Raw genomic sequence first — 25,966 nt, forward strand, 5'->3', positions numbered from 1 at the left:
CGGTGATTTCATCGCCGCGTGCATCGATTTCATCGGCAATGGTGTTGATGAATTTCGCGCGTTCTTCGCGGGTGGAATAGCCAAAGGTCCAGAAGGCTTCCTCAGCCGCCTTGGCGGCCTGATCAACAAGGGCTGGCGTTCCAACCGGGAAGGTATTGGCCGGGCCGTGGGCCGGTTCGGACTGGAAGGTCGTCTCGCCAGCGACCCATTCGCCAGCAATCAGATGTTTTCCTGTCAGGGTATAAGACATTGCAATCAATCCTCTGGAATTCGTGGATATGGATAAGGCTCATCGTCAGGTCACACGGACCAAGGCATTTACCTGATCTTACTGGCTTTTCAGCCATTCCTCATACTTTTTCTGATTTTCATCCTTGGTGCAGGGATAAAGTCCGATGATTGACGCCCCGCTTTGCACCTGCTCAAGGACAAAAGCCTCGTAACTTTCCATGCCCGCACAGGCATCAGCGATCTCGTCGGCCAGATGGGCCGGGATCACCATAACACCATCAGTGTCGCCAACAAGCACATCACCGGGGAACACCGCAACATCACCACACGCAATCGGAATGTTGATATCAAGTGCTTCATGCTTGGTCAGGTTGGTCGGTGCCGACGGACCGGCACAATAGGCCGGCATATCAAGCGCACCAATGCCTTCGGCATCGCGGAAACCGGCATCCGATACAATACCGGCCGCCCCGCGCACGGCAAGGCGGGTCACAAGGATCGATCCGGCGGAGGCAGCAGACGCATCCTTGCGCCCATCCATCACCAGCACATGACCGGGTGGGCAGGTTTCAACCGCGACCCGTTGCGGATGATCGGCATTGCGGAAGACCTCAATCGGATTACGGTCTTCACGGGCCGGAATGTAACGCAGGGTAAAGGCCTGCCCGACCATGTTTTTCTTTTTGGGCGCAACCGGTTTGACGCCCTGAATGAACTGGTTGCGCAAACCACGTTTGAACAACTGGGTTGCGATGGATGCCGTGGAGGCGCGCATCAGCTTTGCGCGGGTGTCCTCGGAAAGTACATATTCGGTCATCTCGGGGTCCTTAGAAAATATCAGGTTCGCCGGCAGTCTTGCCGAAAGAAGTTTCAAGGAAATCAAAGTCACAGCCCTGATCGGCCTGTGTTACATGGCGCGAGAACATATAGCCATATCCACGTTCGAACCGCGGTTCCGGCGGGGTCAGTGCCTTGCGGCGTTCTTCGAGTTCTTCCTCGGGAACGAGCATATCAAGCGAGCGGTTTGGCAGATCCAGACGCACGACATCGCCGTTCTTCAAAAGTGCCAGCGGTCCACCAACGTAGCTTTCCGGGCTGACATGCAAGACACATGCGCCATACGATGTGCCCGACATCCGCGCGTCGGAAATCCGAAGCATGTCACGATGCCCCTGCTTGATCAGCGCCTTGGGAATGGGCAACATGCCCCATTCCGGGAAGCCCGGCCCGCCCTGCGGCCCGGCATTACGCAGAACCATCACATGGTCTGGCGTGATATCAAGGTTCTCGTCATCGACGGCCTTTTTCATATCCGGGTAGCTATCAAAGACGATCGCCGGCCCTTCATGGACATGAAACTTCGGATCACAGGCTGCAGGCTTGATCACCGCACCAGTCGGGCAAAGGTTGCCTTTCAGAACGGCAAGCGAGCCTTCCTTATAAACCGGGTTGCTGATCGGGCGGATGACATCATTATTATAAACCACCGCCCCTTCGAGGTTCTCGCCCAATGTCTTTCCGGTGACTGTCATGCAAGTCGTATCAAGACGATCTTCCATCTGCTTCATCAGGGCACGTAGACCACCAGCATAGAAGAAGTCCTCCATGAGGTAATCCTTGCCCGATGGCCGGACATTGGCAATCAGCGGCGTATTGCGGCCAAGCTCATCAAGGTCTTCAAGCTTAAGCCCGACACCGGCACGCTTGGCCATCGCGATCAGATGCACCACCGCATTGGTCGAGCAACCGGTTGCCATGGCAACAATGGCCGCATTTCGGCACGACGCATCGGTGATGATTTTATCAGGTGTCAGGTCCTCCCAGACCATATCGACAATCCGGCGTCCGCAATCAGCCGACATGCGCTGATGCCCGCTATCGACGGCCGGGATCGAGGATGCACCGGGAAGTGTCAGCCCCATGGAATCAGCAATCGCCGTCATGGTCGATGCGGTTCCCATGGTCATGCAGGTCCCGGCAGAACGCGCAATGCCGCCCTGAATGCCAAGCCATTCATCATCGCTGATATTGCCTGCGCGCCGTTCATCCCAGTATTTCCAGGCATCAGACCCGGAACCCAGCGTCTTGCCGGCATAGTTGCCGCGCAGCATCGGACCAGCCGGCAGATAGATCATCGGCACACCGGCCGAAATCGCGCCCATAACCAGGCCCGGTGTCGATTTGTCACAGCCGCCCATCAAAACCACGCCGTCCAGCGGATGGCAGCGAATGTTTTCCTCTGTCTCCATGGCCAGCAGGTTGCGATAAAGCATTGAGGTCGGCTTGGTGAAGCTTTCATCAACCGAAAGTGACGGCAGTTCGACGGCAAAGCCACCCGCCTGCGCGACGCCACGTTTGACATCGACCACGCGTTCGCGGAAATGGGCGTGGCAGGTATTGAGCTCCGACCAAGTATTGAGAATGCCGATGATCGGCTTTCCACGAAAATCATCCTCGGAATAGCCAAGCTGCATCATTCGTGATCGATGTCCGAATGACCGCAGATCATCGGGGGAAAACCAGCGTGCCGATCTCAGGTCCTGAGGCTGTTTCTTGCTCATTGTCTTATCCTCGGAATGTAAAAAGCAACCATGTTTGCGGCGGGCGGCGATCAGAAAGGTGACCTTTTATCCTAGACGCAAACACACTCTTCTGAGGGTTTCCGCCACCGTCATCAGACATGGAAAGATATTCAATTTTGTCTGCTTGATATAGTAATATATTAGTGTATATCCGACAAGACGCCTGTATACAAATTGCGTGACCAGACAAGAACTGCGGGAACAACATGGTCGATAACCTGTTCAAAGACGCACCGATTGCCAAGAAACGCCTGCCCAAGCTGAAAAGGGGTTCGGCCAGTACGCAGCTCCATGATTCCTTGCGCCAGCGGATCATTGATCTTGAATTGGCACCGGGCCAATACGTGTCGCGGATGGAAATCGCCGAGGAATATGGTGTCAGCCAGACACCGGTCCGCGATGCCTTGCTCAAGCTTGAGGAAGAAGGACTGGTCGATACCTTTCCGCAATCCAAGACAGAGGTCTCGCGCATCGATGTCGAACACGCGCTTGAAACCCAGTTCCTGCGCCTGTCGGTCGAGCTTGAAATCACCCGCCGTCTGGCCAATGCCAAAGACCCTGCCCTAACTGTCAAAGCACACTCCATTCTTGCCCAGCAAAATGCCGTTAGTGCCGCGAGCGATCTTGATACCTTTGGCAAGCTTGATCGCGATTTCCATTACGCGCTTTATGAGGCGGCCGGTGTTGCCCAACTCTATGGCGTCATCGAAGCCCGATCCGGCCATATTGACCGCCTGCGTAAACTCAACCTGCCCGACCCGGGGAAATCCGCATCCATCCTTGATTGTCATGCCCGCATTCTGGCAGCGATTGATGCGGGTGATGCCGATACGGCCTGCGACGTGGTGCGTGAACATCTGATGGGCACCCTTGCCACTGTCGATGCCATCCGCGAACGCAACCCGTCCTTCTTCTAGGACGGCCCGACCAAGCCGCGGCGTGATTTAACGGATCAGTCCGTTTCCTTTCATGAAGACCTTAAGCTTTTCGGCCTGCGCGTCGGTCAGCGGCCAGGCGGATGGCGGACGGGTCGGGCCACAATCATCGCCAAGCAGCTTCAATGCCGACTTCACACCGGTAACGTTCGTGCCGTTCATTTCTTCGGCCCGGACATCCTCAAACGCCTTCATTTCGGAAATCAGTTTGCGTGCCGTGGCATAGTCGCTAGCCTCAAGGGCCGTATGAATGGCCATGGAGCGTTCCGGCCAGACATTGATCAGGCCAGATGTAAAGCCGCGCGCACCCACCGCATAAAATGCCGGCGCCCACGTTTCGGCCAACCCACCGACCCAGACGATATCCGGATCGCAGGCATTGATCGCCTCGGCCAGTTTCATCGGGTTGGGCGTTGCCCACTTGACACCTGCGACACCTTCGACCGCGCAAAGATCGGCAATCGCCTTGGTCCCGATGGCGTCGTTGCGCAGATAGAGCATCATCGGCAGACCGCCGGACGCATCGGCAATGCGTTTGATATAATCAACAACACCACGCGGGGCGACAAACGGATCTGGCGGCTGATGGATCATAAGCGCCTCTGCCCCGGCGTCGGCGGATGCCTTGGCGAGCGCACAGGCATCACGGACACCACGACCGATCCCGGCCAGCATCGGCGCACGACCACCCAGCATTTCGGCAACCGACTTTGCCATCGTGATCGCTTCGTCCGTGGTCAGGGCATAGAACTCCCCGGTGTTACCGTTCACGACGGGGAAATGAACACCAGCTGCCAGCGCACGGTCAATCACCGGCACAAGCTTTTTGGGTGCAACGTCACCATTTTCGTCGTAAGGCGTGACAAGAATGCCGGAAATCCCGGACAGAACGTTGCGCAATTCGGTTTTTGAAAGTGCCATGGACCAATATCCCTGAATACTGCGGGTCATCAGGCAACAATTCACCCCCGACCCTGGTTTTTTGTCAGAATCTTTAATTTAGGAATGCTCTGGCATAACCGACGCCCGAGCATACCCCTGCAAAACAAAATCTACGCCACGCACCTACCCCGAAAGATATCCGTACGAAGGAAAGTCACCTTTCGACGGCAAGCCGGACTTTTCCATCAGCTTTCAACCTTACCAAACCCGGCCCGATCACCAACCGGCATCCGCACCAATCCTTCACGCAACACACGGCACAAACACTGATCACCTGACATGACAGTTTATGTATGCGCATACACAGCTAAGTTGTCAAGTATGCTTACAAGCAAATTTTACATTCCATCCATCACGCAAGATGCATAGATAATAAGCGGTTGACAGACTTATTAACAAAATGTATCAAAAATGTATGCGCATTCATATCGCTTGTAATTTTACAAGTGAGGCAACAACAAGAACAAGCAACACCAATACCTTAAGGGGCTTCGGACCCTGGGCTTAACGGGCACCACCCGATATTCAGGCTTACGTCATTTGGGAGGAAACTAATGACTGGACTCTTTAAATCCATCGCTGCCGCTGTTGGCTTCACCGCCATGGTCGCATCACCGATACTTGCTTCTGCAGCCGATCTGCCAAGTAATATCCGCCTCGTCATCGGCTCGAAATCGACCGGCGGGGACACCTATCAGAACAGCGCAATAATTGCTGATGCACTTGCCAAAAAACTCGACATCAACGTAAAGGTTGATGCCGTTGGCTCAAGCGAGGCCTTCAAGGCACTGCAACGCGACTCACGCGGCACCACCATCATGATTTTCCATGATCAATCGTATCTCGGGAACCTGTATGGTGTTCGCGGCTATGACGACATCTTTGAAAACTACGTTGTCGGCCCGACCGTCGCGATCAACCCGGGCAACGCCTATCTCGTTCCAAAGAATTCCCCCATGCAATCAATGGAAGATGTCTTTGCGGCAGCGGCAGCTGGCGTTCGGGTTCGTGTTGCCATTCAGGCCGGTGGTGTTTCTGAAATCGGTTTCTCAGCGATGAAAAACGCGGCCCGGATAATGAACCCGGGTTCAGAAGCCAACATCGTTCCGGTCAACACCGGCTCACAGGCGGACAAAAACCAGCTGATGTTTGATGGCCAGGCCGATGTGATCAACGGTTCAGTCCAGGCAAATGAACAGTTTACTCATCTTGCCGCCAGTGATCAGAAAGCAATGCGCTTCGTCTGGCTCACAGCACGCGAAGAAACGATTGAACAAGCCAACCCGGAAGGCATGGGCAACACCACTAGCGAAGAACTTCTGGCATTCACCACGCCGAATGTAAGCGTGACCTTCGACGGCTCGACTGACTTCACATTCGACAAGGAATTCTTCTTCCTGTTCAACAAGGATATGGATGCAGACCAGATTGCCGCGATTGACGCGGCTCTCAAGGAAATCTTCGAGGCAGGAGAAATCCAGAAGACCCAGAAGGCTTCGTTCTTTATCCCGAACTACAAGCCGCAAGCTGAAGCTTCGGCTTACCTCAAGGCAAAACGCGACCAATACCGTCAGGTTATTGACTCGATTTCAGCCAACTAATCTTGCGATGGCCCGGCATTGAACATCGCCGGGCCTTTGTTGCCTGATATGGTGGCGATATGCGCCCCAACACCCAATCCAGCCAAGAAGACCCAGAGTTGATTTCCTTTGCATCCGGAAATCAGTACCATTGGGCAAAATGCGCTTATTCCGGAGGCGTCCAATGTCGTTTGACTCCCCCTTTCATGTGACTGTTGATTTCAGCTCATCACATCTTATTTTCCCAACGATTATCGCCGTAATCCTGGGCGTTCTGTTTATTTCCATTCTGATTACGCGTGGAAGCACAATTCTGGCGACTGTCACCAATGGCACATGGTGGCCAGCAGGAATCGACCACGCTCGTTTCTTTGGCACACTGGCACTGACCGTGATCTATTTTCTTGCCATGCCAAGCGTCGGGGACATTTTCCCCAATACCGGACTTGGGTTCTACCTGTGCTCGATCCCGTATCTGTTCGCGTTAAGCACTCTTTTCCTGCGCGAACGCAACCGCCGGACACTTATGATCGCGGGCGCCAATGCACTGATCGCGCCAAGTGTCGTCTGGTACATCCTCTCCGAACTTTTCAACATCTCGCTGCCTTGACCCCTGCATCGGGGCATTTTGGCACGAATTGAGCCAAGAGATTTGCTATGGAATTGCTATCCATTCTAAGCCCGTTATTTTTCGGACTGGTTGCCGCGGGAACCGTGGTCGGCATCATTTTCGGTGCCATACCGGGTATGACCGCAACCATGGCGGTTGCCGTATGCCTGCCACTGACCTATTCACTTGGACTTGAAAATGGCCTGGCACTTTTGCTGGGTCTTTATGTTGGCGGAATTTCAGGCGGTCTTGTTCCGGCCATCCTTTTAAACATTCCCGGTACACCATCATCGATCACCACCACGCTGGACGGGTATCCAATGACCCAGAATGGCGAAGGTGAACGTGCACTCAAGATCGGCATCACGTCTTCACTGGTCGGCGGCCTGATCAGCCTTGCGGCACTTTACCTGTTTGCCCCGGCACTGGCCGATTTTGCTATCAAGTTTTCCTATATCGAAAAGTTCCTGATCATCTTTTTTGCCCTCACCGTGATGGCCGCACTTTCCAGCAGCCTTCTGATTGGCATTTTCAGTGGTTTCCTTGGCATATTCATCAGTCTGATCGGCGCTTACGATATTTCACGCGGCGGCAATGGTGAGTTGCGCCTTGTTCCAGAATTCCTTGAATACTATCTCGAAAGCGGGTTCTCGCTTTTACCGGTTCTGATTGGCCTGTTTGGTCTGGCGACCATCCTGATTGATGCCGAACATGGCATGAAGGATGCGAAAGAACTGTCCAAGATCAAGATCGGTGGCGCACCTTTCAAGCTTTCTGTGTTCAAAGGTCAGATCATCAACCTGATCCGATCATCGTCAATTGGGACTTTTGTCGGGATTCTGCCTGGCGTTGGCGGCAGTGCAGCTTCCATTCTGGCTTACAGTCAGGAAAAGAACTTCTCGAGAAACCCTGATAAGTTTGGCAAGGGCGCACCCGAAGGGGTGATCGCATCGGAAAGTGCCAATAACGGCCTGACGGGTGGCGCGCTTGTCCCATTACTGTCACTGGGTATTCCAGGTGATTCAACCACTGCCATTCTGATTGGTGCTTTTACCCTTCAGGGCATTCAAGTTGGTCCGCTTTTCATCGGCAACAATCCGATTACCTGGGATGCGATGATCATTGCGATGCTGGTGGCCAACATCGTGATGTTTCTGGTCATGGTTTTTGCCATTCGTCATCTGGCCAAGGTCGTTACAGTTCCGAAAAATATCCTATTCCCAATCATCTTGATGATGTGCGTTGTCGGGGCATACACCATCAATTACGGTGTGATGTTTGACGTTTGGACGCTGCTGATCTTTGGTTTATTTGGCTATCTTGCCCATAAAATCCGTCTGGAAATCGCACCATTTATCATCGGCTTTATCCTTGGCCCGTCGGCGGAAATCTACTTCGTCAAAAGCCTGGAATCCTTTGGTACATTTTCGATCTTCTTCACCAAGAGCTGGATCGCTGTGCTTCTATGGGTCCTCATTGCAGTTTCAATCGCATTCTCGATTTCGGTTGCACGCAAGAAAAAACGAATAGTCGATTGATCAGAGTAACAAGCAGAGAAACAGAGCGTTATCAGGCAAGAAGCCACGATTGCTTTTCTGTATTACCAAGCAGTCGGCATCCTGCCCACGCTTCTTGCCCACTTTTCGTTGCTAATGTAATGTCTAAACAGGATATAACTTGGCTATTGGACGCACAACCTGGCCTCAGGCCACACTGGCAAGGTCGTTAACGCAAGAGACGAACAAACTTGTCATCCGTATCCGCACCAAAACACAATGATCCGATCATCGCAGCCGAGATCAAAAGTGGCGCTGTCACGATGGAAACCGTCGGGCGCATTGCCGGTGTTTCACAGGTCACCGTTTCACGTGCCTTGAACGATCCTGAGAAGGTTTCTGCCAAGACCCTGCAACGCATTCAGGATGCTATCGAACTGACCGGCTATGTGCCCAACATGGTCGCTGGCGCATTGGCATCAAGACGCAGCAAACTGATTGCCGCCCTTGTGCCATCGATCACGAACGTGATTTACGCCGACATGATGCAAAACTTTATCAATGTCATTCGCGAGTCAGACTATCACGTCCTGATGGCAGAAACCGGCTTTTCACAAGATGAAGAACAAGCTGTCGTTTCCACCATGCTCAGCCGTCGACCTGATGGTATTCTTTTGACAGGAATCCACCATTCCGCCAGCAGCAAACGCATGCTTCTGAGGGCAGGCATTCCTGTGATCGAAGTCTGGGATATTACAGAAAGCCCGATAGATATATGCATAGGGTTCTCTCACATCAAAACCGGCGAGGAAATGGCCCACTACGCTGTCAGAAAAGGTTATGATAAGGCCCTGATTGTGTCGGCGGGAGATGAGCGCGCATTCCGCCGCAAAAATGCATTTTCCCGGCAATTCACCCAGTCAACCGGCAACACCCCGATAGAGGTTGTTTATGAAGCGTCTGCAACAATTGAACGCGGGCGTAACGCCCTGACCTCTGGACTGGAAAAAGGATTCAGGAACGGCATTGTCATGTGCAGTTCCGACCTGCTCGCCCATGGCATTCTGATCGAGGCCCAGGCACGCGGCCTTCGCGTTCCAGAGGATATTGCCGTACTTGGTTTTGGCAATCAGGATTTTTCAGCCTTTACCCTGCCTGCCCTGACAAGTGTCCAGGTTGATCGTTCGCATCTTGGGCAGCAAGCGGCCGAAGCACTGGTCACACGGATCGAAAACAAACCGCTTCCGAGCAATACAATTGATATCGGGTTTGAGATCATTGAGCGGGCATCTACTTGACCAATCAGTCAAGTACCTGACCATAGCAAGCCATCATGCAAACCGACGAAACAGGCCGCGCCGTTCGCGGCAGATCATCGTCAGTCCGGCCTTGCGTGCAAGGTTCACTGCCGTCAAGGTCGGCCCCGAAAGGGTGACAAGCCCGCCGATGCCAAACTGCACGGTCTTGGTGACGATTTCATAGGAGCAGCGGCTGGTTATCAGAACGAAGCCGCCGCTTGGATCGATCCCCTGCCGCGCGATGGCGCCAAGCACCTTGTCCAGCGCGTTATGGCGTCCGATATCCTCACGGACCAGAACGATGTTACCGCTACCATCAACAAAGGCGCTGGCATGCAGCAACCCACCGCCTTCGCGGTTGCGGGTCTGATGATCGGGAAGCGCGTCAATCGCACGCAGGACGACATCCTGCGCCATGTTGGATGGTGTCACCGTACCGATCTTGTCCATGGCAACGGCTTCGAGCGACTGCACCCCGCACAAGCCACAGCCCGACCGACCTTCGAGTGTGCGTTGGCGATCGGCAAGGCGATCAAATACATCGTCATGTAGGTCGGCTTCGATCACATAGCCCTGCAGGGTCTTACGCACATCGCGCAGCGCAATCTGGGAAATGTCATCGACAATGCCTTCGGACAGGGCAAAGCCAACCATGAAATCTTCGAGATCATGGGGGGAGACCATCATCACGGCATGAGAATGACCATTAAACGTCAAAGCAGCCGGAACTTCTGGCTGCAACATGATCGGCGCATCGTCATTGCCATCATCGCCCGAGACGGCACGCGCAAGATCAACGTCGCGCCCGTCGAGAATGCGATTTTCCGATGGCTTGGCCGTCATGCGGTTTCCTTGACCTTCCGGATCTTTGGTGCGGCTTTCAGCACCAGCGGATGGAAGTCGGCATTGCCTTCGGCGATCATGTCAAACAGCTGCTTGCGCATGCGCGGTTCCCAGAAATCGCTGATATGGTTGGCGACACCATCAACGCCCTCGCCCTCGGGCTGGGATTTGAAGAAGGTCGCGATCTGATTGGCCATATAGACAAGTTTGTCAGGTGCCATTGCGGTTCACTCTTTGACTGTAAGCTTTGTATAGAAGCAGGAAGAACCAGACATCATGCCAAGGGAGTATAGCACAATGTCTGGCTCGCGATCCTATTCGGCAGCATCGACGCGCGGTTTGATCCGGCGCGACTGTTCGGCCTGACGGTCATATTCCACCTGCCATTCGGTCGGACCATTGGAGGACGAGACCTGAACCGCGGTAACCTTGTATTCCGGGCAGTTGGTCGCCCAGTCGGTATAGTCGGTGGTAATCACGTTGGCCTGCGTGCCCGGATGGTGGAAAGTGGTGTAAACCACACCCGGTGCGACACGGTCGGTAATGGTGGCGCGAAGGGAAGTTTCGCCCGACCGTGATGCCAGGCGGATCCAGTCACCTTCACGAATGCCACGCTGTTCGGCATCGTGCGGGTGAATTTCCAGCAAGTCTTCCTTGTGCCAGGCAGTGTTTTCCGTCCGGCGGGTCTGAGCACCCACGTTATACTGACTAAGGATACGTCCTGTGGTCAGCAGAAGCGGGAAGCGCGGACCGGTGCGTTCATCGGTTGCGACATATTCGGTGACAACAAACTTGCCCTTGCCACGGACAAAGCCATCAATATGCATGACCGGGGTCCCTTCCGGGGCCTTGTCATTACATGGCCACTGGACCGAGCCCTTCTCTTCGAGCAGGTCGTAGCTGACATTGGCAAAGCTTGGTGTGGTCGCAGCAATTTCGCCCATGACCTGTGACGGATGGGTGTAGTTCCAGTCAAGGCCCATCGCACGCGCGAGGTTCTGGGTCACTTCCCAATCGGCGAAGCCGTTCAAGGGGGTCATCACCTTACGCACGCGGTTGATACGGCGTTCTGCGTTGGTGAATGTCCCGTCCTTTTCAAGGAAGGTCGAACCCGGCAGGAAGACATGTGCGTAGTTCGCCGTTTCATTCAGGAACAGGTCATGGACGACCACACATTCCATCGCCGCCAGACCGGCCGCGACATGTTTGGTGTCCGGGTCAGACTGAAGGATATCTTCACCCTGAATATAGATACCCTTGAAGGTGCCCTCGACAGCCGCATCGAGCATATTGGGGATACGAAGCCCCGGCTCGTCATCAAGTTTCACGCCCCAGATATCTTCAAAGATATCGCGGGTCGCACTGTCCTGAATGTGGCGATAGCCCGGCAGTTCGTGCGGGAAGGATCCCATATCACAGGAGCCCTGCACGTTGTTCTGACCACGCAGCGGGTTCACACCAACACCCGGACGGCCGATATTGCCGGTCGCCATGGCAAGGTTGGCAATTGCCATCACGGTGGTGGAGCCCTGAGAATGTTCCGTCACGCCAAGACCGTAATAGATCGCGCCATTACCGCCGGTGGCAAAGGCACGGGCGGCCTTCCGCATGGTTTCGGCGTCAACACCGGTCATGCCGGCGATGGCTTCCGGGCTATGTTTCGGATCGGAAACAAAGGTCGCCCAATCCTGGAATTCATCCCAGTCACAGCGTTCACGTACGAAGGCCTCGTCAAACAGGCCTTCGGTCACGATGACATGCGCAAGCGATGTCAGAACCGCAACGTTGGTGCCCGGACGCAGTGCTACGTGGGCGACCGCCTCGATATGCGGGGAGCGGACCAGATCAATCCGGCGCGGATCGATCACGATCAGTTTCGCGCCTTCACGCAGACGCTTTTTCAGGCGCGATGCAAACACCGGGTGGCCATCGGTCGGGTTGGCCCCGATCAGGATGACAACATCGGTATGTTCGACAGAATCAAAGTCCTGCGTCCCGGCAGAGGTACCAAACGTGGTTTTGAGGCCATAACCGGTCGGCGAGTGGCAAACACGCGCACAGGTATCAACGTTGTTATTGCCAAACCCGGCACGGATCAGTTTCTGAACAAGGAAGGTTTCCTCGTTCGTGCAACGTGATGAGGTGATACCGCCCAGCGCACCCTTACCGTATTTGGCCTGAATGCCCTTGAACTTGTCTGCGGTGAAGCGAAGCGCTTCTTCCCAGCTGACTTCCTGCCAGGGATCCTCAACATTTTCGCGGATCATCGGGTTAAGGATGCGGTCCTTGTGATTGGCATAGCCATAGGCAAAGCGCCCCTTCACACAAGAATGGCCACGGTTGGCCTTGCCGTCCTTATAGGGCACCATGCGAACCAGTTCTTCGCCGTGCATTTCCGCCTTGAACGAACAACCCACCCCGCAATAGGCGCAGGTGGTGACAACCGAATGTTCCGGCTGGCCGATTTCAATGACCGACTTTTCCTGAAGCGTTGCCGTCGGACAGGCCTGCACACAGGCACCACACGATACGCATTCTGAATCCAGAAAGTCTTCGTGCATGCCCGGAGACACACGGGATTCAAAACCGCGACCTTCGATGGTCAGGGCAAAGGTGCCCTGCACTTCTTCGCAGGCACGGACACAGCGCGAACAGACGATGCATTTCGACGGGTCATAGGTGAAATACGGGTTGGTTTCATCCTTGGCCATATAGCGCGGGTTTTCTTCCCCGTTCTGGCGGACCTGAACGTGGTTTTCACCCTCATAGCCATAGCGCACATCGCGCAGACCAACCGCACCGGCCATGTCCTGCAATTCGCAGTCACCATTGGCCGCACAGGTCAGGCAATCCAGCGGATGGTCAGAGATATAAAGCTCCATCACACCTTTGCGGATTTTCTTGAGCCGCTCGGTCTGGGTATGGACAACCATGCCATCAGATGCCGGCGTCGTGCAGGATGCCGGGGTGCCGTTGCGGCCTTCGACCTCAACCAGACACAGGCGGCACGAGCCAAAGGCATCGACCATATCGGTCGCGCACAGTTTCGGGACCTGAATGCCGGCCTCCATCGAGGCACGCATGACAGAGGTGCCTTCCGGCACGGTCACATCATTGCCATCAATGGTCAGGGTGACGGTCTTTTCGGAATTCTTGGCGGGGGTTCCGTAGTCAACTTCTTTGATCAAGGACATCGTTTCACTCCGCAGCTATATCAAGCGCGCGTGGCTTGAAGTCATCAGGGAAATGGGTCAGGGCGCTTAGAACCGGATAAGGCGTAAAGCCACCCAGGGCGCACAAGGATCCAAACTTCATGGTCTCGCACAGATCGCGCAGCAGCTCGATCTGCAAGTCTGGCTCTTCACCACGTTCAAGCTTGTCGACCACTTCGGTCCCGCGTACAGAGCCAATTCGGCACGGCGTGCATTTGCCGCACGATTCAATCGCGCAGAATTCCATGGCAAAGCGGGCCTGCTTCATCATGTCGACCGTGTCGTCAAACACGACAACACCGGCATGACCGATCAGACCATCGCGTTTCATGAATTCTTCGTAGTCAAACGGCGTATCAAACAGTTCTTTCGGGAAATAGGCCCCCAAAGGCCCGCCAACCTGAACTGCCTTGACCGGGCGGCCCGATGCGGTGCCACCGCCGATCTGTTCGACGATTTCGCCCAGCGTCAGACCAAAGCCGACTTCATAAAGCCCGCCATGTTTGACGTTGCCCGCAATCTGGATCGGGATGGTGCCGCGCGACCGGCCCATGCCGTAATCACGGTAATATTCCGGGCCCTTTTCCAGAATGACCGGAACAGAGCACAGCGAAATCACGTTATTGACCACCGTCGGGCGGCCAAGGAAACCTTCAAGGGCAGGCAGCGGCGGCTTGGCACGAACAACACCACGCTTGCCTTCCATGCTGTTGAGAAGCGACGTTTCTTCACCGCAGACATAGGCACCCGCACCCATGCGGACTTCCATGTCAAAGGACTTGCCGGAACCGAGGATATTATCGCCCAGAACACCGGCAGCACGGGCGACTTCGATCGCCTCGTTCATCACGTCAATCGCGGTCGGATATTCCGAACGGGTATAGACATAGCCCTTGGTCGCACCGGTTGCGAGACCGGCAATGATCATGCCTTCGATCAGAACAAACGGTTCGCCTTCCATGATCATTCGATCGGCAAAGGTGCCGCTATCGCCTTCATCGGCGTTACAGACGATGTATTTCTGATCGCCGTTGGCTTCGCGGACGGTATTCCATTTGATACCCGTCGGGAAACCGGCACCACCGCGACCACGAAGGCCACTGTCGGTGACGGCCTTGACGATTTCTTCGTCCGTCATGTTGAGCGCGTTTTCAAGACCGCTCAGGCCTTCATTGGCGCGGTAATCGTCAAGCGATACCGGATCAATGATGCCGCAGCGCTGGAATGTCAGGCGCGACTGGCTTTTGAGGAACGGGATTTCCTGTGTCCGGCCGAGGAACAGCTTGTGCGCCCCGCCCGTCAGGAAATCGGCATCAAACAATGCGTCGATATCATCGGTGCTGACCGGGCCATAGGCAACACGTCCACGCGGCGTTTCGACCTCGACCATCGGTTCAAGCCAATACATGCCAAACGAGCCATTGCGCACGATCTTGATATCGGCACCGGTTTTGGCTGCCTTGGCGGCAATGGCGGATGCGACATCATCCGCACCGAGCGCAACCGAACCGGAATCAAGTGGAACATAGACCTTGATGCTCATGACCCCACCTTTTCAAGAATGCGATCGGCACTGACACGGCCAACAACCTTGCCATCAATCATCGCCGCCGGGGCGCAGGCACACAGGCCAAGACAGAAGACAGGTTCAAGCGTGATCTTGTGATCGGCGGTGGTTTGCGACCAGTCGACTTTCAAGTGACGACGGATCTGATCGCCAAGGGCATCTGCCCCCATCGCCTGACAGGCTTCGGCCCGGCAGATCTTGATGACATGCTTGCCCGCCTTTTCTTCGCGGAAGTCATGATAGAAGCTTGCCACCCCGTGGACTTCCGCCCGGCTAAGGTTCAGCTTCTTGGCAATGGTCTGAAGCGCGCCATCGGGGATATAGCCAAACTCTTCCTGCACTTCATGCAGGATCGGCAAAAGCGGTCCCTCAAGGGCTGCCATCTGATCACAAATGGCAGCGACGCGGACGTTCTGGTCCTCGGTCGTTTCCGACATGCAAGCCTCTCTCTCAAGCATGTTGTCAAATTCTTGATTATTCTAAGCATTGTCAGGCATTGCGCCTGCGCGTTCAATAAAGCCATCCCGTTACGCGATAGCGAAAACCTATCAAGCCGATTGCAGCTCTGAAATGCGGGCTGCTTCTTTGATCAAGGCCGACACAACCGGGGTTGCCGGTTCGCGTCGTGCGGCGATCAGGCCTACGGTGTGGGTAGCATCGGGTTCGGTGATCGGGATCGATTTAACCCGGTCGCGCATTCCGAAACTTTCGACCATTTTTTCCGGCATGATGCTGGCCCAATTACCTGTTTGCACATGGGTAAACAGGGCAATCATGGAATCGCTTTCAAGCGTTGCACTGACCTTCGCGCCCACGGCATCAAGATGCTGATCGATGATGCGGCGGTTTTGCATATCTGGCGTTAGCAGGCAAAGCGGCAATTCAGCGGCTTCGCGCCAGGTGATTGTATCACGTCCGGCCAGATCATCCATGTTTGACGTCACCAGATGATAGCGTTCCCGGTACAGCGGGATGGCTGTTACGCGCCCAAGCGGCTCATTATCAAGATAGGTAATCCCGGCATCAATTTGCAGATCGTCGAGCAGGGCCTGAATTTCAGCAGAGGTCCGCGACAGGATGGCAAAGCTGACATCGGGGTGTTTTTCACGAAACGGCGTGGTCAATTCATGAACCATCGAAAGTGCGGTCGGAACAACCGCAATCTGCACCTGCCCGGTCAGGCCAAAGCGCATGGCGCGCATTTCATCGCGCATGGACCGGGTGCTGCCGACAATATGGCGGGCCCATTCAAGAACCCGTTCGCCTTCGGGTGTCAGGCCCTGATACCGTGATCCGCGTTTGACCAGCACAACGCCAAGATGGTCTTCAAGCTGGCGCAAAGCGCTTGAAAGGGTTGGCTGCGTCACACCGCATTCTTCGGCAGCATGTCCAAAATGCTGCTCGCGGGCGAGAACCATAAACATTTCGAGTTTATCAATCATGGCGTATCCGGCATCGCAAGATCGATGCTTTTTATGGAGGTGTTAGCGATCCTGTTTTCGGCTCGCTCTATCTGGGGCGGAACACTTTGTCCGAACACTTTGGCATCGGGATTGTCGGGAAAAGTGTTCTGATTGCAGGATAACCGATTACCCCTTCGGGCATAAAGGTTATTCCTGCAACAGAACGCAGATCCGGGCTGGATGAACGGAACCCGGATCTGCCCCTGACGCTTTGGCACAATGTCCCACTCGTGCCTGGTCTTACTGGCAAGTGGACAGAGCCAGTAAAACAGGCGCCAGCCGAGGGTGCATCGGCTGGCGCCTTTGGTCAGGTTAGGCTTTCGACGGAGCTTCGCTTCCGCCGGCTTCCTGGGTTTCCATGTGATGCTTTTCATGGATCGGGCTGACCAGCTTGTTGGCAATCAGCGCAATCGCAAGCAATGCCGCCATGGCATACATGGTGGTGTTATACAGGCTTGAGGTCGGATCGACCGTGCCTGCCGGTGCGATTTCCATCAGACGCCCGATGGTCACCGTTTTGGCTGCAACCAGCTGATCAAGCTGAGCAATGCCGGCACCGAACTTCTCCTGGAATGCTGCCGGATCAACCTTTGCTGCCAGATCCTTGATCGAACTGGTGACCGAGGCCTGACGCAACTGGGTGATGGCAAGCGGACCAAGAACACCAGCGGTACTCCAGGCGGTCAGAAGACGACCATGGATACCACCGACATATTTGGTACCGAAAATATCGGCGAGATAAGCCGGAATGGTTGCGAAACCACCGCCATACATCGTGAAGATGATCATGGTTGCGGCATAGAACATGACAAGCCATGTCACAGCCGGATTGATGCTGACCTGTTCTGCGGCAAACGGGATCGACATATAGAGAACGATGCCCAGAATGAAGAAGCAGTAATAGGTGTTCTTGCGCCCGATATAGTCAGACATCGAGGCCCAGAAGAAACGACCGCACATGTTAAAGACCGAAATCATGAACACGTAGGTCGCCGCAAAAGCGGAGTTCACGATAAACGGCAAGGTCGTGCCAAAGATTTCCGTCATCATGGTCTTGGCAACGCCAATCACCCCGATACCGGCGGTCACGTTAAAGCACAAGACTATCCACAGCAGATAGAACTGCGGGGTTTTAAGCGCCTGATCAATGTGAACGTTGGCATGGGTGATCATGCGTTTGGATGCGGCATCCGCAGTCGGCGGCGTCCAGCCAGCCGGAAGCCAACCTTCGCGCGGCACGCGATAGGAGAAGGATGCAATGATCATGACGATGAAGTACGCGACACCAAGCGTAAAGAAGGTCGCAGCCGCACCGGTATTACCGGTTCCGGCAACGTAAACGCCTTCTTCGATCGGGACCGGCGCTGCGGCAACCTGTGCGGCACCGGCAACAACGACTTCGACCATCTGGCCACCAACTTCGGCCATACGTTTGCCGCCCTCGGTCACGAGGTTCACGGCACTTTCCGGACCAAGATAGTCAGGCACCTTGTAGAACGTGGTAAGCAGGGCTTCCTTGATCGGGGTTGCGATCATCGCACCACCGCCAAAGCCCATGATGGCCATACCGGTCGCCATACCGCGCCGGTCCGGGAACCAGCGGATCAGGGTCGAGACCGGCGAAACATAGCCAAGCCCAAGACCACAGCCACCAAGCGCGCCATAGCCCAGATACACCAGCCACAGCTGATGGGTCATGATGCCAAGGCCGCCGATGATGAAACCACCACCCCAGCAGAAGGCCGCGACAACGCCGACCATACGCGGGCCGACTTCTTCAAGCCATTTGCCGCCAAAGGCAGCTGCAAGGCCAAGAAAGACGATGGCAACAGAGAAAATCCAGACAACGGATTGCAGACCCCAGTCACCGGAGCTTGCACTGACCACCCCAAATTCCTTGATCAGTGGCGGGTTAAAGATACTCCAGGCATAGACAGAGCCGATGCACAAATGAATGGCGATGGATGCTGGCGGAACTTTCCAGCGGTTGAAATCGTCGCCAGCGACGATGTGTTCTTTCTTGAGCTTGTCAAACATGACGTTGTTTTCCTCCCGGTCTTTTGATTTTTCCTTGCCCTTCCCCGTCGCACGACAATTCATGGTGCAGGGCAAACGCGGAGACAAATGATCCGCATCCGGAGTTTTCAACTTGGCAATCGTCATGCCACAGCGCACTTAGCGCCGTTTTCTGTCATTTTTCCAAACTATAAGGGTATACTGCGGCGCACGCGCATGGACAAAATGTCCACAATATCACACTCGTAAAACGGGTATATGGACAAAATGTCCACTCGCACTTGCAAAATTTTTACAGAGATAAACCGGTATTTTTTAATCTGCTTCTGGCAGCCAAATGGTAAATTCGGTGCCTTTGTCCGGCGTGCTTGTAACATCAAGAAAACCGCTTTGACGATCAATCAGGGTCTTTGTGATCGACAGACCAAGCCCCGTTCCTTCGCGGCGCTTGGTGGTATAGAACGGATCAAAAATCCGATTAAGCACATCTGGCTTCATGCCGATACCCGTATCACGAACGGTTATCTGAACCCCTGGTCTTTCGCGGCGCGTTTCATCGACATCAATCAGGGTCATAGTGCCGCGTTCGGGCATGGCATGCAGGGCATTGACCATCAGATTGACCAGAACCTGCTGCAACTCTGTCCGGTTCATCAGAACCAGACGGGTTGATCGATGGTCGCGGACCACTTCGATTTCGGCCCGGCCAAGCAAATGGGCAATAAGCGGCATGCAGTCTTCGATCACCTGTGCGACGCTATGGCGTTCAACAAAGCCTGCATATTCTTCGGGTTTGGCAAATTGCAGAAGCTTGGTCACAATCAGATTGATGCGATTGACCTGTTCGTCAATCAGGCGAAATTCCGTATCGCCAAGTTTGGCATGTTCCCCCAAAAGATCGCGCAGAACATCCAGATTACCTTGCAAAACCGCAACCGGGTTGTTGATCTCGTGGGCGACACCAGCGGTGATTTCCCCGATTGCGGCCAGTTTTTCTGACATAATCAACTGCTTGGTGGTTTCTTCGAGTGCGCTGTTGGCTTCGCGCAACTCGCTTGTGCGGGCATCAACGCGCGCATTTAACTCGTCATTCCAGGCACGCAAGCGTTTATCGCGTTCTTGTACCTGATCAAGCAGGTCATCAAGATGATCGGCCACCAGCGTAATTTCATCACGCACCTGATCCAGATTGGTTCGCGCTGAAAAATCACCGCTTTCGACTTGGGCTATGGTGCTGGTCATCCTTTCAAGTGGTTTGAAAATGCCGCGCGCCCATCTAAGAAAAATTGGCACCGAAAGAGCTGCCACAAACAAAAATGCCCCGATCAGGATCAACAGGCTTTCGTATTTGGTTTGAGCGAAAGGCGTTTCCAGAAAACCGACATACAGCATCCCGACCTGCTTGCCATAGCTGTCCTTGATCGGCTCATAGGCGGAAATATACCAATCATTGACGACAAAGGCGCGATCAAGCCAGACCTTGCCATCTTCGAGAACGGCTTGTCGTACCGCACTTGAAACGCGGGTTCCCAGTGCCCGGCGATCCTCAAACAAGCGGACATTGGTACTGATGCGCACATCATCCAGAAACAGGGTCGCGGTTCCCTGACTTCCATCAGGCAGGCTGTTTTTGCGATAGACAAGATCATTGATCGTATCGATGAAGCCCAAATTCTGATTGAGCAGAATGCCCCCCACCAAAACGGCTGTTTTCCCGGATGGCAGCGTCACAAGGCTTGCTGAATGGACAACCATGCCACGGGTTTCGCGATCACGCGTGGTGGGAACCGCATTGGGTGTGTCCACCAGATCAAGCTGCGCCCGTTCGGCCAGCTTAGGTGAAATAGCGGCAAGATCGGCATTGCTAAAGATATCGACACCAGTCGATGACGTACCCGACAAGGCCCTAGTGATCACCGGCCAGTTGCCGGATCGTCCTGCACCGGAGTTCAAATCCGTGTTTTCGGACAGATACAGGAAATCAAGACCAAGTGCTTCGCGCCGTGCTTCAAGCAGTTTTGCCAGAGCACCCGCATCATCAGTGGCAAGTATGTCTTGAAAGGATACCGATTGTCCAAGTGCGTTGATCTGTTCGCTCGTATTTTCCAGAATGTGGGTGAAATACTGATGGGCGATTGTCAGATCAGCACTGACTTTTGATGTCAGAAGCGCATCAAATTTGCCGTTCCATCGCACCATCATCACGCCAAGTAAAAGCGGCAAAATGACAAGGGTTGGCAACAGCGCAATAGCCAACAATTTAAATCGGACAGATCGTGTTCGCTTGGTATTTCTGAAACCACGACGTGACATCAATGTCATTTCTGATCCCAGCTGGCGCATTTGCGATCAATTGTTTTGCGCGATACGCCAAGGCGACGCGCGGCCTCGTTACGGTTGCCACCGGTTTTGTGCAGCATTGCCAGAATGTGACGGCGTTCCATTTCATCAAGGGTTTCGTCACTGTCACTTGATGGCGCCTGATGATCGGCACCGACATCACGGTCATCACGGAACTCATCGGGGAAGCGCCCCAGAATAAGCGTCCGTTCAATCAGGTTGCGCAATTCACGCACATTGCCAGGCCATTCATAACGCGTCAGCCCGGCCCGCACAGCTGCATCAATCGGCACTTCGCGCACGCCAAGCTGATTGGACAGCTTGGTCATGAAAAGCTCGGCTAGTTCCAGCACATCGTCACCGCGCGCGGAAAGAGGTGGCATTTCGATATGCATGACATTGATGCGATAAAACAGATCGGCACGGAAACGGCCTGCTTCGACTTCGGCCTCGAGATCGGCGTTGGTGGCAAAGATAAAGCGCAGATCAACAGGGGCTTCACGCTCCGACCCCACCGGGCGGACACGGCGGCTTTCAATCGCGCGCAAAAGCTTGCTTTGGGTTGCCAGCGACAATTCACCGACTTCATCCAAAAACAGGGTTCCGCCCTGCGCATGCATGAACAGGCCATCGCGCGCGGCCTGCGCCCCGGTAAAGGCCCCTTTGACATGGCCAAACAATTCCGCCTCGATCATCTCGGATGGGATGGCGGCACAGTTGATCGGTACAAACGGCTTTTCGGCCCGATCCGACAAAGCATGCAGCGAACGCGCGGTGACTTCCTTGCCAGTCCCGCTTTCCCCGGAAATCAGGATCGATGTCGGCAATGGGGCCACACGCGCGATGGTTTCGCGGATTTCCTGAATTTGCGGTGAATAGCCAATCAGCTTGTCGCGCAGCAACACATGATCAGACGTCGCACGCAATTCATGGCGCAGCACATGGTTTTCACGGCGTAACCGCATACGATCAAGACAGCGCGCCACCGCGTTTAAAATCTGGTTGGATCGAAATGGCTTCAGGACAAAGTCAACGGCACCGGCACGCAGCGCCTTGATCGCGGTATCAAGGTCGGCATAGGCCGTCATCAAAATGGCGTCGGAGAAAAAGCCGATTTCGCGCTGTTCGGTCAGCCATTCCACCCCGCTTTTGCCCGGCATGATGTTATCAAGAATGACAACATCAAAATGGTGTTGATCAAGAAGGGCTGTGGCTTCTTCGCAGTCGGCGGCTTCTTCGACCCGCTTGGCGCGCGGGCCAAGGGTGCGGACAAGGAAGTTGCGCATGCCCGGCTCGTCATCGACGATCAGGATGGATGCCTTTTCGAGCCACGGGCCGAATTCCGGCCCCGGCCCGCTATGACCTGCGTCATTGCCCGCTGACGGCGCTGCCCCTTCGGACTCGCCCAGTACGGTCGATCTCATGATGTTCCTCCGCTGAAACATGCTTTATTTTTTTTCAAAGCTTAGTTCAGCGGAAAGAGAAAAGCAAAACCGTTGGTGGTAGTTACGCCATTCCGGCGTCGAATTTGACGACCACCAACGGGAATATCACCTCGCCAATCAGGCTTCCTTGCGATGAATGGCAAAGGGCGACCAGCTTTGGCTTGTCGGCATGACTTCAAGCGAGTTGACGTTTACATGCGCTGGCAAATTCGCCACCCAGAAGATGCTTTCAGCGATGTCTTCGGGCTGGATCGGATCGGCACCCTTGTAAAGCTTGTCATAGGCTTCCTTGTTGCCACCCGTGCGCACCAGCGTGAATTCACTTTCACACAGGCCCGGCTCGATCGAGGTAACGCGTACACCGGTGCCCGCCAGATCACAACGAATGCCCAGCGAAAACTGCTGAACAAAGGCCTTGGTCGCGCCATAGACATTACCGCCCGGATAGGGCCAGTTTGATGCAATGGAGGCCAGATTGACGATCGCCCCTTTGCGTTCGATCAGCTTATCAAGCATGATGCGCGTCATCGCCACCAACCCCTTGTTATTGGTATCAATCATCGTCATCCAGTCTGACAGATTGCATTCCTGCGCAGGGCCGGTGCCAAGTGCCAGACCGGCATTATTCACCAGCAAATCAACATCGGCGAAATCAGCAGGCAAGCTATCAACCGCCTTCTGGATGGCGTCAGAGTCCTGAATATCAAAGCACAGCGCGTGGGCGACCAAGGCACCACCGAGTTCGGTGACAAGGGCCTCAAGACGTTCTGCACGTCGGCCAGTAACGATGACTTTCCAACCTTCCTTGACAAACCGCCGGGCCGTTGCCGCGCCAAAGCCAGAAGTTGCGCCGGTAATGAGTGCTGTTTTGGTCATGGGGATCTCCGGTGGTTTGAGTGGTTTGGCGAAAAGCTTACAGACTGATCGCGATGGTTTGTACGAAACCGATAGTGGCAATGATAACGAGGCTGATGGCGCATACCCGGCGCCAGACCATTGCCGACATCCGGCGATAGATCATCTCGCCCGGGAAATAGGCGATCATGGCGATCACCAGCAATGGCAAGGCAAGGGCGATGAAATCATCCGGCAACATGCCCGAAAGCGCACGGGTGATGAAACCGAGCAGATCGACCGACCCGAAATAGATCGCAAGCGTGTTGCGCACCCGGACATCCTGCGTGCCACCGGCAAGAAGCCAGGCGGCAACCAGCGGTCCGCCGACGGCAAAGCCCGACATCAGGATACCGACCGAACAGGCCAGAAGTGCTCCGATGACAAAATGTCCCATCCATTTTGGCGGGTGGTGCAACATGGCAACAAGGGCGGCCGCCGCAATCGCAAGATTGGTCGCAATGCGGATGGTCTGATCATCAAGTGCAAAGGCGACATAGGGGCCAAGCACCGCACCGAACAGCCCAAAGCTCAGAAGGATCGTGCAGGCGCGCCAATCGACCTTGTCCCGGTCAAAATCGCGCAGGATCAAACCGGTCAGGACGATATCAATAATCAGAATGATCGGCGTTGCCGTTGCCGGGGAAAGCAAGCTCGACAGACCAAGGGCGGCCAGCAGCGCAAAGCCAAATCCGGTGACACCACGAAACAGGGCAGCAACCGCGACAACCATGCCAGACAAGATCAGTTCCATGGAATTCCTCGTTGTTACAGACCTGAATTACGCCACCGATTGCCCAGGCAATAGAGCCACAATCCCCCTTTTAATGGAGCCACATAGCGATCTGGACCCAAATATTGTCGAGTTCTGGCACTAACGCTGTCTCAGGCGACGGGTTTAGCTAGCAGCATGAATTCCGCCCCACACTGTTGCAGACAGGAGCCAGCATGAACGTTTCCGTCAAGCCGAACATGACCAACCATTGGATGCCATTTACCAATAACCGTCTGTTTCACGAAGAACCACAGATGTTTGCCAAGGCGGAAGGTGTCAAATACTGGACGCCGGAAGGCCGTGAAATTCTCGATGGTTCGTCAGGTCTGTTCTGCTGTGCGGCCGGCCATGGTCGCCCGGAAATCGCCGATGCTGTTTACAAGCAGCTGAGCACGCTGGACTATTCGCCACATTTCCAGCGCGCCGCCCCGGTTTCGTTCGAATTTGCCGAAAAGCTCGCTGGTATCCTGCCCGATGGTCTTGATCGGGTATTCTTTGCCGGATCAGGATCCGAGGCGGTTGATACCGCAATGAAGATGTGTCTGGCCTATCACCGGGCGACCGGCAATGCCCAGCGCACCCGGTTCGTGTCACGTGCCTGGGGTTATCATGGTGTGAACCTTGGCGGGACGTCACTTGCGGGTATGGTCAATAACCGTCGTGATTTTTCCGGCATCACCTGTGACGTTGTCCATATGCGCCACACCTGGACCGAAGAACAGAAATTCACCCGTGGCCAGCCGGAAACCGATGCGGATCTTGCCAATGATCTGGAAGAAATCTGCAAGACCTATGGCGGTGATACGATTGCTGCGGTCTTTGTCGAACCGATTGCCGGTTCGATTGGCACCATCGTGCCGCCGAAAGGCTATCTCGAGAAGCTTCGCGCGATTTGCGACAAATACGGCATCCTGCTGGTATTTGATGAAGTGATTACCGGTTTTGGCCGAACAGGTTCTGCTTTCGCCTCCCAGGCATTCGCAGTCCAGCCGGACCTGATCACCATGGCCAAGGCACTGACCAACGGCGCTATTCCCATGAGCGCGGTTGCCACCAGTGCCGAACTTCAGGGCGCTGTCTTTGAAGCCGCCGGCGATGCGGACCGCCCGGAATTCTTCCACGGCTATACCTATGCGGCACATCCGGTTGCCTGTGCTGCCGGGATTGCCGCACTTGATATCTATGCCAAGGACAAACTGTTCGAACGCGCCAATGATCTGTCATCGCACTTCCTTGATGGTGTGTTTGGCCTGCGCAACCTGCCCCATGTCAGCGACCTTCGCGGCTATGGCATGATGTCGGGAATTCAGTTGACACCGGGTGATGCACCGGGTGCAAAAGGCAGCTGGGCACAGCGCACGCTGTTTGACGAGGGCCTGCATGTCAAGGCGACCGGGGATGCGATCATCTTCGCGCCGGCATTCGTCAGCACCGAACAGGATATCGACGACATGGTGGCCATCCTTCAGAAGGTTCTGGGCTCACCAATGTAATCTGCCTGCAGGGGACAGATGCCGATCTCGGGGGAGTGGGATCGGGCAGGGTCCAAACTCATACACATGACCGCCCCAGCAACTGATATGAGAGAAAAAGCTAGGAAAAGCCCGCAGAGCAGGGTGATCCCCGGTCAAGGGATTTGACGCAGAGGCTTTCTCTCAGAGCAGTTGTCCTTCGGATCACACGGATTTGCACGGGCTATTTTGTCACAAAATCTTGAAAGATATAGATCTTGCTGCG

20 protein-coding genes and 1 pseudogene are annotated in these 25,966 nt (G+C 54.8%); 6 read left to right on the plus strand and 15 right to left on the minus strand.

The window, feature by feature from the left end:
* The 3 genes and pseudogenes from UF64_RS12890 to araD form a co-directional block, all read right to left on the minus strand.
* Nucleotides 1–250 (minus strand): annotated as a pseudogene (locus UF64_RS12890) (aldehyde dehydrogenase family protein); the annotation flags it as partial.
* A 78-nt stretch (nt 251–328) separates the two neighbouring features.
* A complete protein-coding gene (locus tag UF64_RS12895) occupies nt 329–1,048 on the minus strand; it encodes a ribonuclease activity regulator RraA (RefSeq protein ID WP_044829033.1) in 720 nt (239 codons plus the stop codon).
* Nucleotides 1,049–1,058: 10 nt separating this feature from the next.
* Nucleotides 1,059–2,792, minus strand: a complete 1,734-nt coding sequence (araD, locus tag UF64_RS12900; protein ID WP_044829034.1) for an L-arabinonate dehydratase — start codon at nt 2,790–2,792, stop codon at nt 1,059–1,061.
* A gap of 227 nt (nt 2,793–3,019) precedes the next feature.
* On the opposite strand from araD, the gene UF64_RS12905 reads away from it, so the two are divergent.
* Nucleotides 3,020–3,730 (plus strand): GntR family transcriptional regulator, encoded by a 711-nt coding sequence (locus UF64_RS12905; RefSeq protein ID WP_044829035.1) that lies wholly within the window; start codon nt 3,020–3,022, stop codon nt 3,728–3,730.
* Between the two features lie 27 nt (nt 3,731–3,757).
* On the opposite strand, the gene UF64_RS12910 is transcribed toward UF64_RS12905, so the two are convergent.
* On the minus strand, nt 3,758–4,669 hold the full coding sequence (locus tag UF64_RS12910; protein WP_044829053.1) for a dihydrodipicolinate synthase family protein: 912 nt from the start codon (nt 4,667–4,669) through the stop codon (nt 3,758–3,760).
* Between the two features lie 575 nt (nt 4,670–5,244).
* Between UF64_RS12910 and UF64_RS12915 the strand changes: the two genes are divergently transcribed.
* The 4 genes from UF64_RS12915 to UF64_RS12930 all read left to right on the plus strand — a co-directional run bounded on the left by UF64_RS12915 (nt 5,245) and on the right by UF64_RS12930 (nt 9,674).
* Entirely contained in the window at nt 5,245–6,291 is a 1,047-nt protein-coding gene (locus UF64_RS12915; protein ID WP_044829036.1) for an ABC transporter substrate-binding protein, read from the plus strand.
* A 163-nt stretch (nt 6,292–6,454) separates the two neighbouring features.
* A complete protein-coding gene (locus UF64_RS12920) occupies nt 6,455–6,880 on the plus strand; it encodes a tripartite tricarboxylate transporter TctB family protein (protein ID WP_044829037.1) in 426 nt (141 codons plus the stop codon).
* Nucleotides 6,881–6,927: 47 nt separating this feature from the next.
* Nucleotides 6,928–8,418: a tripartite tricarboxylate transporter permease gene (locus UF64_RS12925; protein WP_044829038.1), complete on the plus strand. Its 1,491-nt coding sequence runs from the start codon at nt 6,928–6,930 to the stop codon at nt 8,416–8,418.
* 209 nt (nt 8,419–8,627) lie between these two features.
* The gene (locus UF64_RS12930; RefSeq protein ID WP_235285059.1) at nt 8,628–9,674 is read left to right on the plus strand and encodes a LacI family DNA-binding transcriptional regulator; all 1,047 of its coding nucleotides are present in this window, start codon (nt 8,628–8,630) and stop codon (nt 9,672–9,674) included.
* Nucleotides 9,675–9,707: 33 nt separating this feature from the next.
* Here UF64_RS12930 and fdhD read toward each other — a convergent pair whose 3' ends face one another.
* The 11 genes from fdhD to UF64_RS12985 all read right to left on the minus strand — a co-directional run bounded on the left by fdhD (nt 9,708) and on the right by UF64_RS12985 (nt 24,208).
* Nucleotides 9,708–10,517, minus strand: a complete 810-nt coding sequence (fdhD, locus tag UF64_RS12935; protein ID WP_044829039.1) for a formate dehydrogenase accessory sulfurtransferase FdhD — start codon at nt 10,515–10,517, stop codon at nt 9,708–9,710.
* Complete coding sequence (locus tag UF64_RS12940; protein ID WP_044829040.1) at nt 10,514–10,738, minus strand: formate dehydrogenase subunit delta; 225 nt, start codon at nt 10,736–10,738, stop codon at nt 10,514–10,516. The genes fdhD and UF64_RS12940 overlap by 4 nt, the downstream gene beginning before the upstream one ends.
* A 93-nt stretch (nt 10,739–10,831) precedes the next feature.
* A complete protein-coding gene (gene fdhF / locus UF64_RS12945) occupies nt 10,832–13,711 on the minus strand; it encodes a formate dehydrogenase subunit alpha (protein ID WP_044829041.1) in 2,880 nt (959 codons plus the stop codon).
* Nucleotides 13,712–13,715: 4 nt separating this feature from the next.
* The gene (locus UF64_RS12950; protein WP_044829042.1) at nt 13,716–15,272 is read right to left on the minus strand and encodes an NADH-quinone oxidoreductase subunit NuoF; all 1,557 of its coding nucleotides are present in this window, start codon (nt 15,270–15,272) and stop codon (nt 13,716–13,718) included.
* The gene (locus UF64_RS12955; RefSeq protein ID WP_052657636.1) at nt 15,269–15,733 is read right to left on the minus strand and encodes a formate dehydrogenase subunit gamma; all 465 of its coding nucleotides are present in this window, start codon (nt 15,731–15,733) and stop codon (nt 15,269–15,271) included. Before UF64_RS12955 ends, UF64_RS12950 begins: the two co-directional genes overlap by 4 nt.
* A gap of 111 nt (nt 15,734–15,844) precedes the next feature.
* The gene (locus UF64_RS12960; RefSeq protein WP_044829043.1) at nt 15,845–16,738 is read right to left on the minus strand and encodes a LysR family transcriptional regulator; all 894 of its coding nucleotides are present in this window, start codon (nt 16,736–16,738) and stop codon (nt 15,845–15,847) included.
* Nucleotides 16,739–17,071: 333 nt separating this feature from the next.
* A complete protein-coding gene (locus UF64_RS12965) occupies nt 17,072–18,796 on the minus strand; it encodes an OFA family MFS transporter (RefSeq protein WP_044829056.1) in 1,725 nt (574 codons plus the stop codon).
* Nucleotides 18,797–19,090: 294 nt separating this feature from the next.
* On the minus strand, nt 19,091–21,031 hold the full coding sequence (locus UF64_RS12970) for a cache domain-containing protein (RefSeq protein ID WP_235285060.1): 1,941 nt from the start codon (nt 21,029–21,031) through the stop codon (nt 19,091–19,093).
* A gap of 62 nt (nt 21,032–21,093) precedes the next feature.
* Nucleotides 21,094–22,539, minus strand: coding sequence for a sigma-54 dependent transcriptional regulator (locus UF64_RS12975; protein ID WP_044829044.1), 1,446 nt, complete (start codon nt 22,537–22,539; stop codon nt 21,094–21,096).
* Between the two features lie 138 nt (nt 22,540–22,677).
* A complete protein-coding gene (locus UF64_RS12980; protein WP_044829045.1) occupies nt 22,678–23,436 on the minus strand; it encodes an SDR family oxidoreductase in 759 nt (252 codons plus the stop codon).
* A gap of 37 nt (nt 23,437–23,473) precedes the next feature.
* Nucleotides 23,474–24,208, minus strand: a complete 735-nt coding sequence (locus UF64_RS12985) for a TSUP family transporter (protein ID WP_044829046.1) — start codon at nt 24,206–24,208, stop codon at nt 23,474–23,476.
* Between the two features lie 194 nt (nt 24,209–24,402).
* On the opposite strand from UF64_RS12985, the gene UF64_RS12990 reads away from it, so the two are divergent.
* Nucleotides 24,403–25,722, plus strand: a complete 1,320-nt coding sequence (locus tag UF64_RS12990) for an aminotransferase class III-fold pyridoxal phosphate-dependent enzyme (RefSeq protein ID WP_044829047.1) — start codon at nt 24,403–24,405, stop codon at nt 25,720–25,722.
* Nucleotides 25,723–25,966: the final 244 nt, after the last annotated feature.

Origin of the sequence: Thalassospira sp. HJ (genome assembly GCF_000948415.1) — a bacterium.
In the GTDB taxonomy this organism is placed as follows: domain Bacteria; phylum Pseudomonadota; class Alphaproteobacteria; order Rhodospirillales; family Thalassospiraceae; genus Thalassospira.

What these genes read in the sequence shown, in the direction of transcription:
- UF64_RS12910 (WP_044829053.1), bottom strand. Translation starts at nt 4,669, where the DNA reads ATGGCACTTTCAAAAACCGAATTGCGCAACGTTCTGTCCGGGATTTCC.
- UF64_RS12905 (WP_044829035.1), top strand. Translation starts at nt 3,020, where the DNA reads ATGGTCGATAACCTGTTCAAAGACGCACCGATTGCCAAGAAACGCCTG.
- UF64_RS12960 (WP_044829043.1), bottom strand. Translation starts at nt 16,738, where the DNA reads ATGATTGATAAACTCGAAATGTTTATGGTTCTCGCCCGCGAGCAGCAT.
- UF64_RS12895 (WP_044829033.1), bottom strand. Translation starts at nt 1,048, where the DNA reads ATGACCGAATATGTACTTTCCGAGGACACCCGCGCAAAGCTGATGCGC.
- UF64_RS12940 (WP_044829040.1), bottom strand. Translation starts at nt 10,738, where the DNA reads ATGGCACCTGACAAACTTGTCTATATGGCCAATCAGATCGCGACCTTC.
- UF64_RS12915 (WP_044829036.1), top strand. Translation starts at nt 5,245, where the DNA reads ATGACTGGACTCTTTAAATCCATCGCTGCCGCTGTTGGCTTCACCGCC.
- UF64_RS12980 (WP_044829045.1), bottom strand. Translation starts at nt 23,436, where the DNA reads ATGACCAAAACAGCACTCATTACCGGCGCAACTTCTGGCTTTGGCGCG.
- UF64_RS12985 (WP_044829046.1), bottom strand. Translation starts at nt 24,208, where the DNA reads ATGGAACTGATCTTGTCTGGCATGGTTGTCGCGGTTGCTGCCCTGTTT.
- UF64_RS12925 (WP_044829038.1), top strand. Translation starts at nt 6,928, where the DNA reads ATGGAATTGCTATCCATTCTAAGCCCGTTATTTTTCGGACTGGTTGCC.
- araD (WP_044829034.1), bottom strand. Translation starts at nt 2,792, where the DNA reads ATGAGCAAGAAACAGCCTCAGGACCTGAGATCGGCACGCTGGTTTTCC.
- fdhF (WP_044829041.1), bottom strand. Translation starts at nt 13,711, where the DNA reads ATGTCCTTGATCAAAGAAGTTGACTACGGAACCCCCGCCAAGAATTCC.
- UF64_RS12920 (WP_044829037.1), top strand. Translation starts at nt 6,455, where the DNA reads ATGTCGTTTGACTCCCCCTTTCATGTGACTGTTGATTTCAGCTCATCA.
- UF64_RS12955 (WP_052657636.1), bottom strand. Translation starts at nt 15,733, where the DNA reads ATGTCGGAAACGACCGAGGACCAGAACGTCCGCGTCGCTGCCATTTGT.
- UF64_RS12965 (WP_044829056.1), bottom strand. Translation starts at nt 18,796, where the DNA reads ATGTTTGACAAGCTCAAGAAAGAACACATCGTCGCTGGCGACGATTTC.
- UF64_RS12950 (WP_044829042.1), bottom strand. Translation starts at nt 15,272, where the DNA reads ATGAGCATCAAGGTCTATGTTCCACTTGATTCCGGTTCGGTTGCGCTC.
- fdhD (WP_044829039.1), bottom strand. Translation starts at nt 10,517, where the DNA reads ATGACGGCCAAGCCATCGGAAAATCGCATTCTCGACGGGCGCGACGTT.
- UF64_RS12975 (WP_044829044.1), bottom strand. Translation starts at nt 22,539, where the DNA reads ATGAGATCGACCGTACTGGGCGAGTCCGAAGGGGCAGCGCCGTCAGCG.
- UF64_RS12990 (WP_044829047.1), top strand. Translation starts at nt 24,403, where the DNA reads ATGAACGTTTCCGTCAAGCCGAACATGACCAACCATTGGATGCCATTT.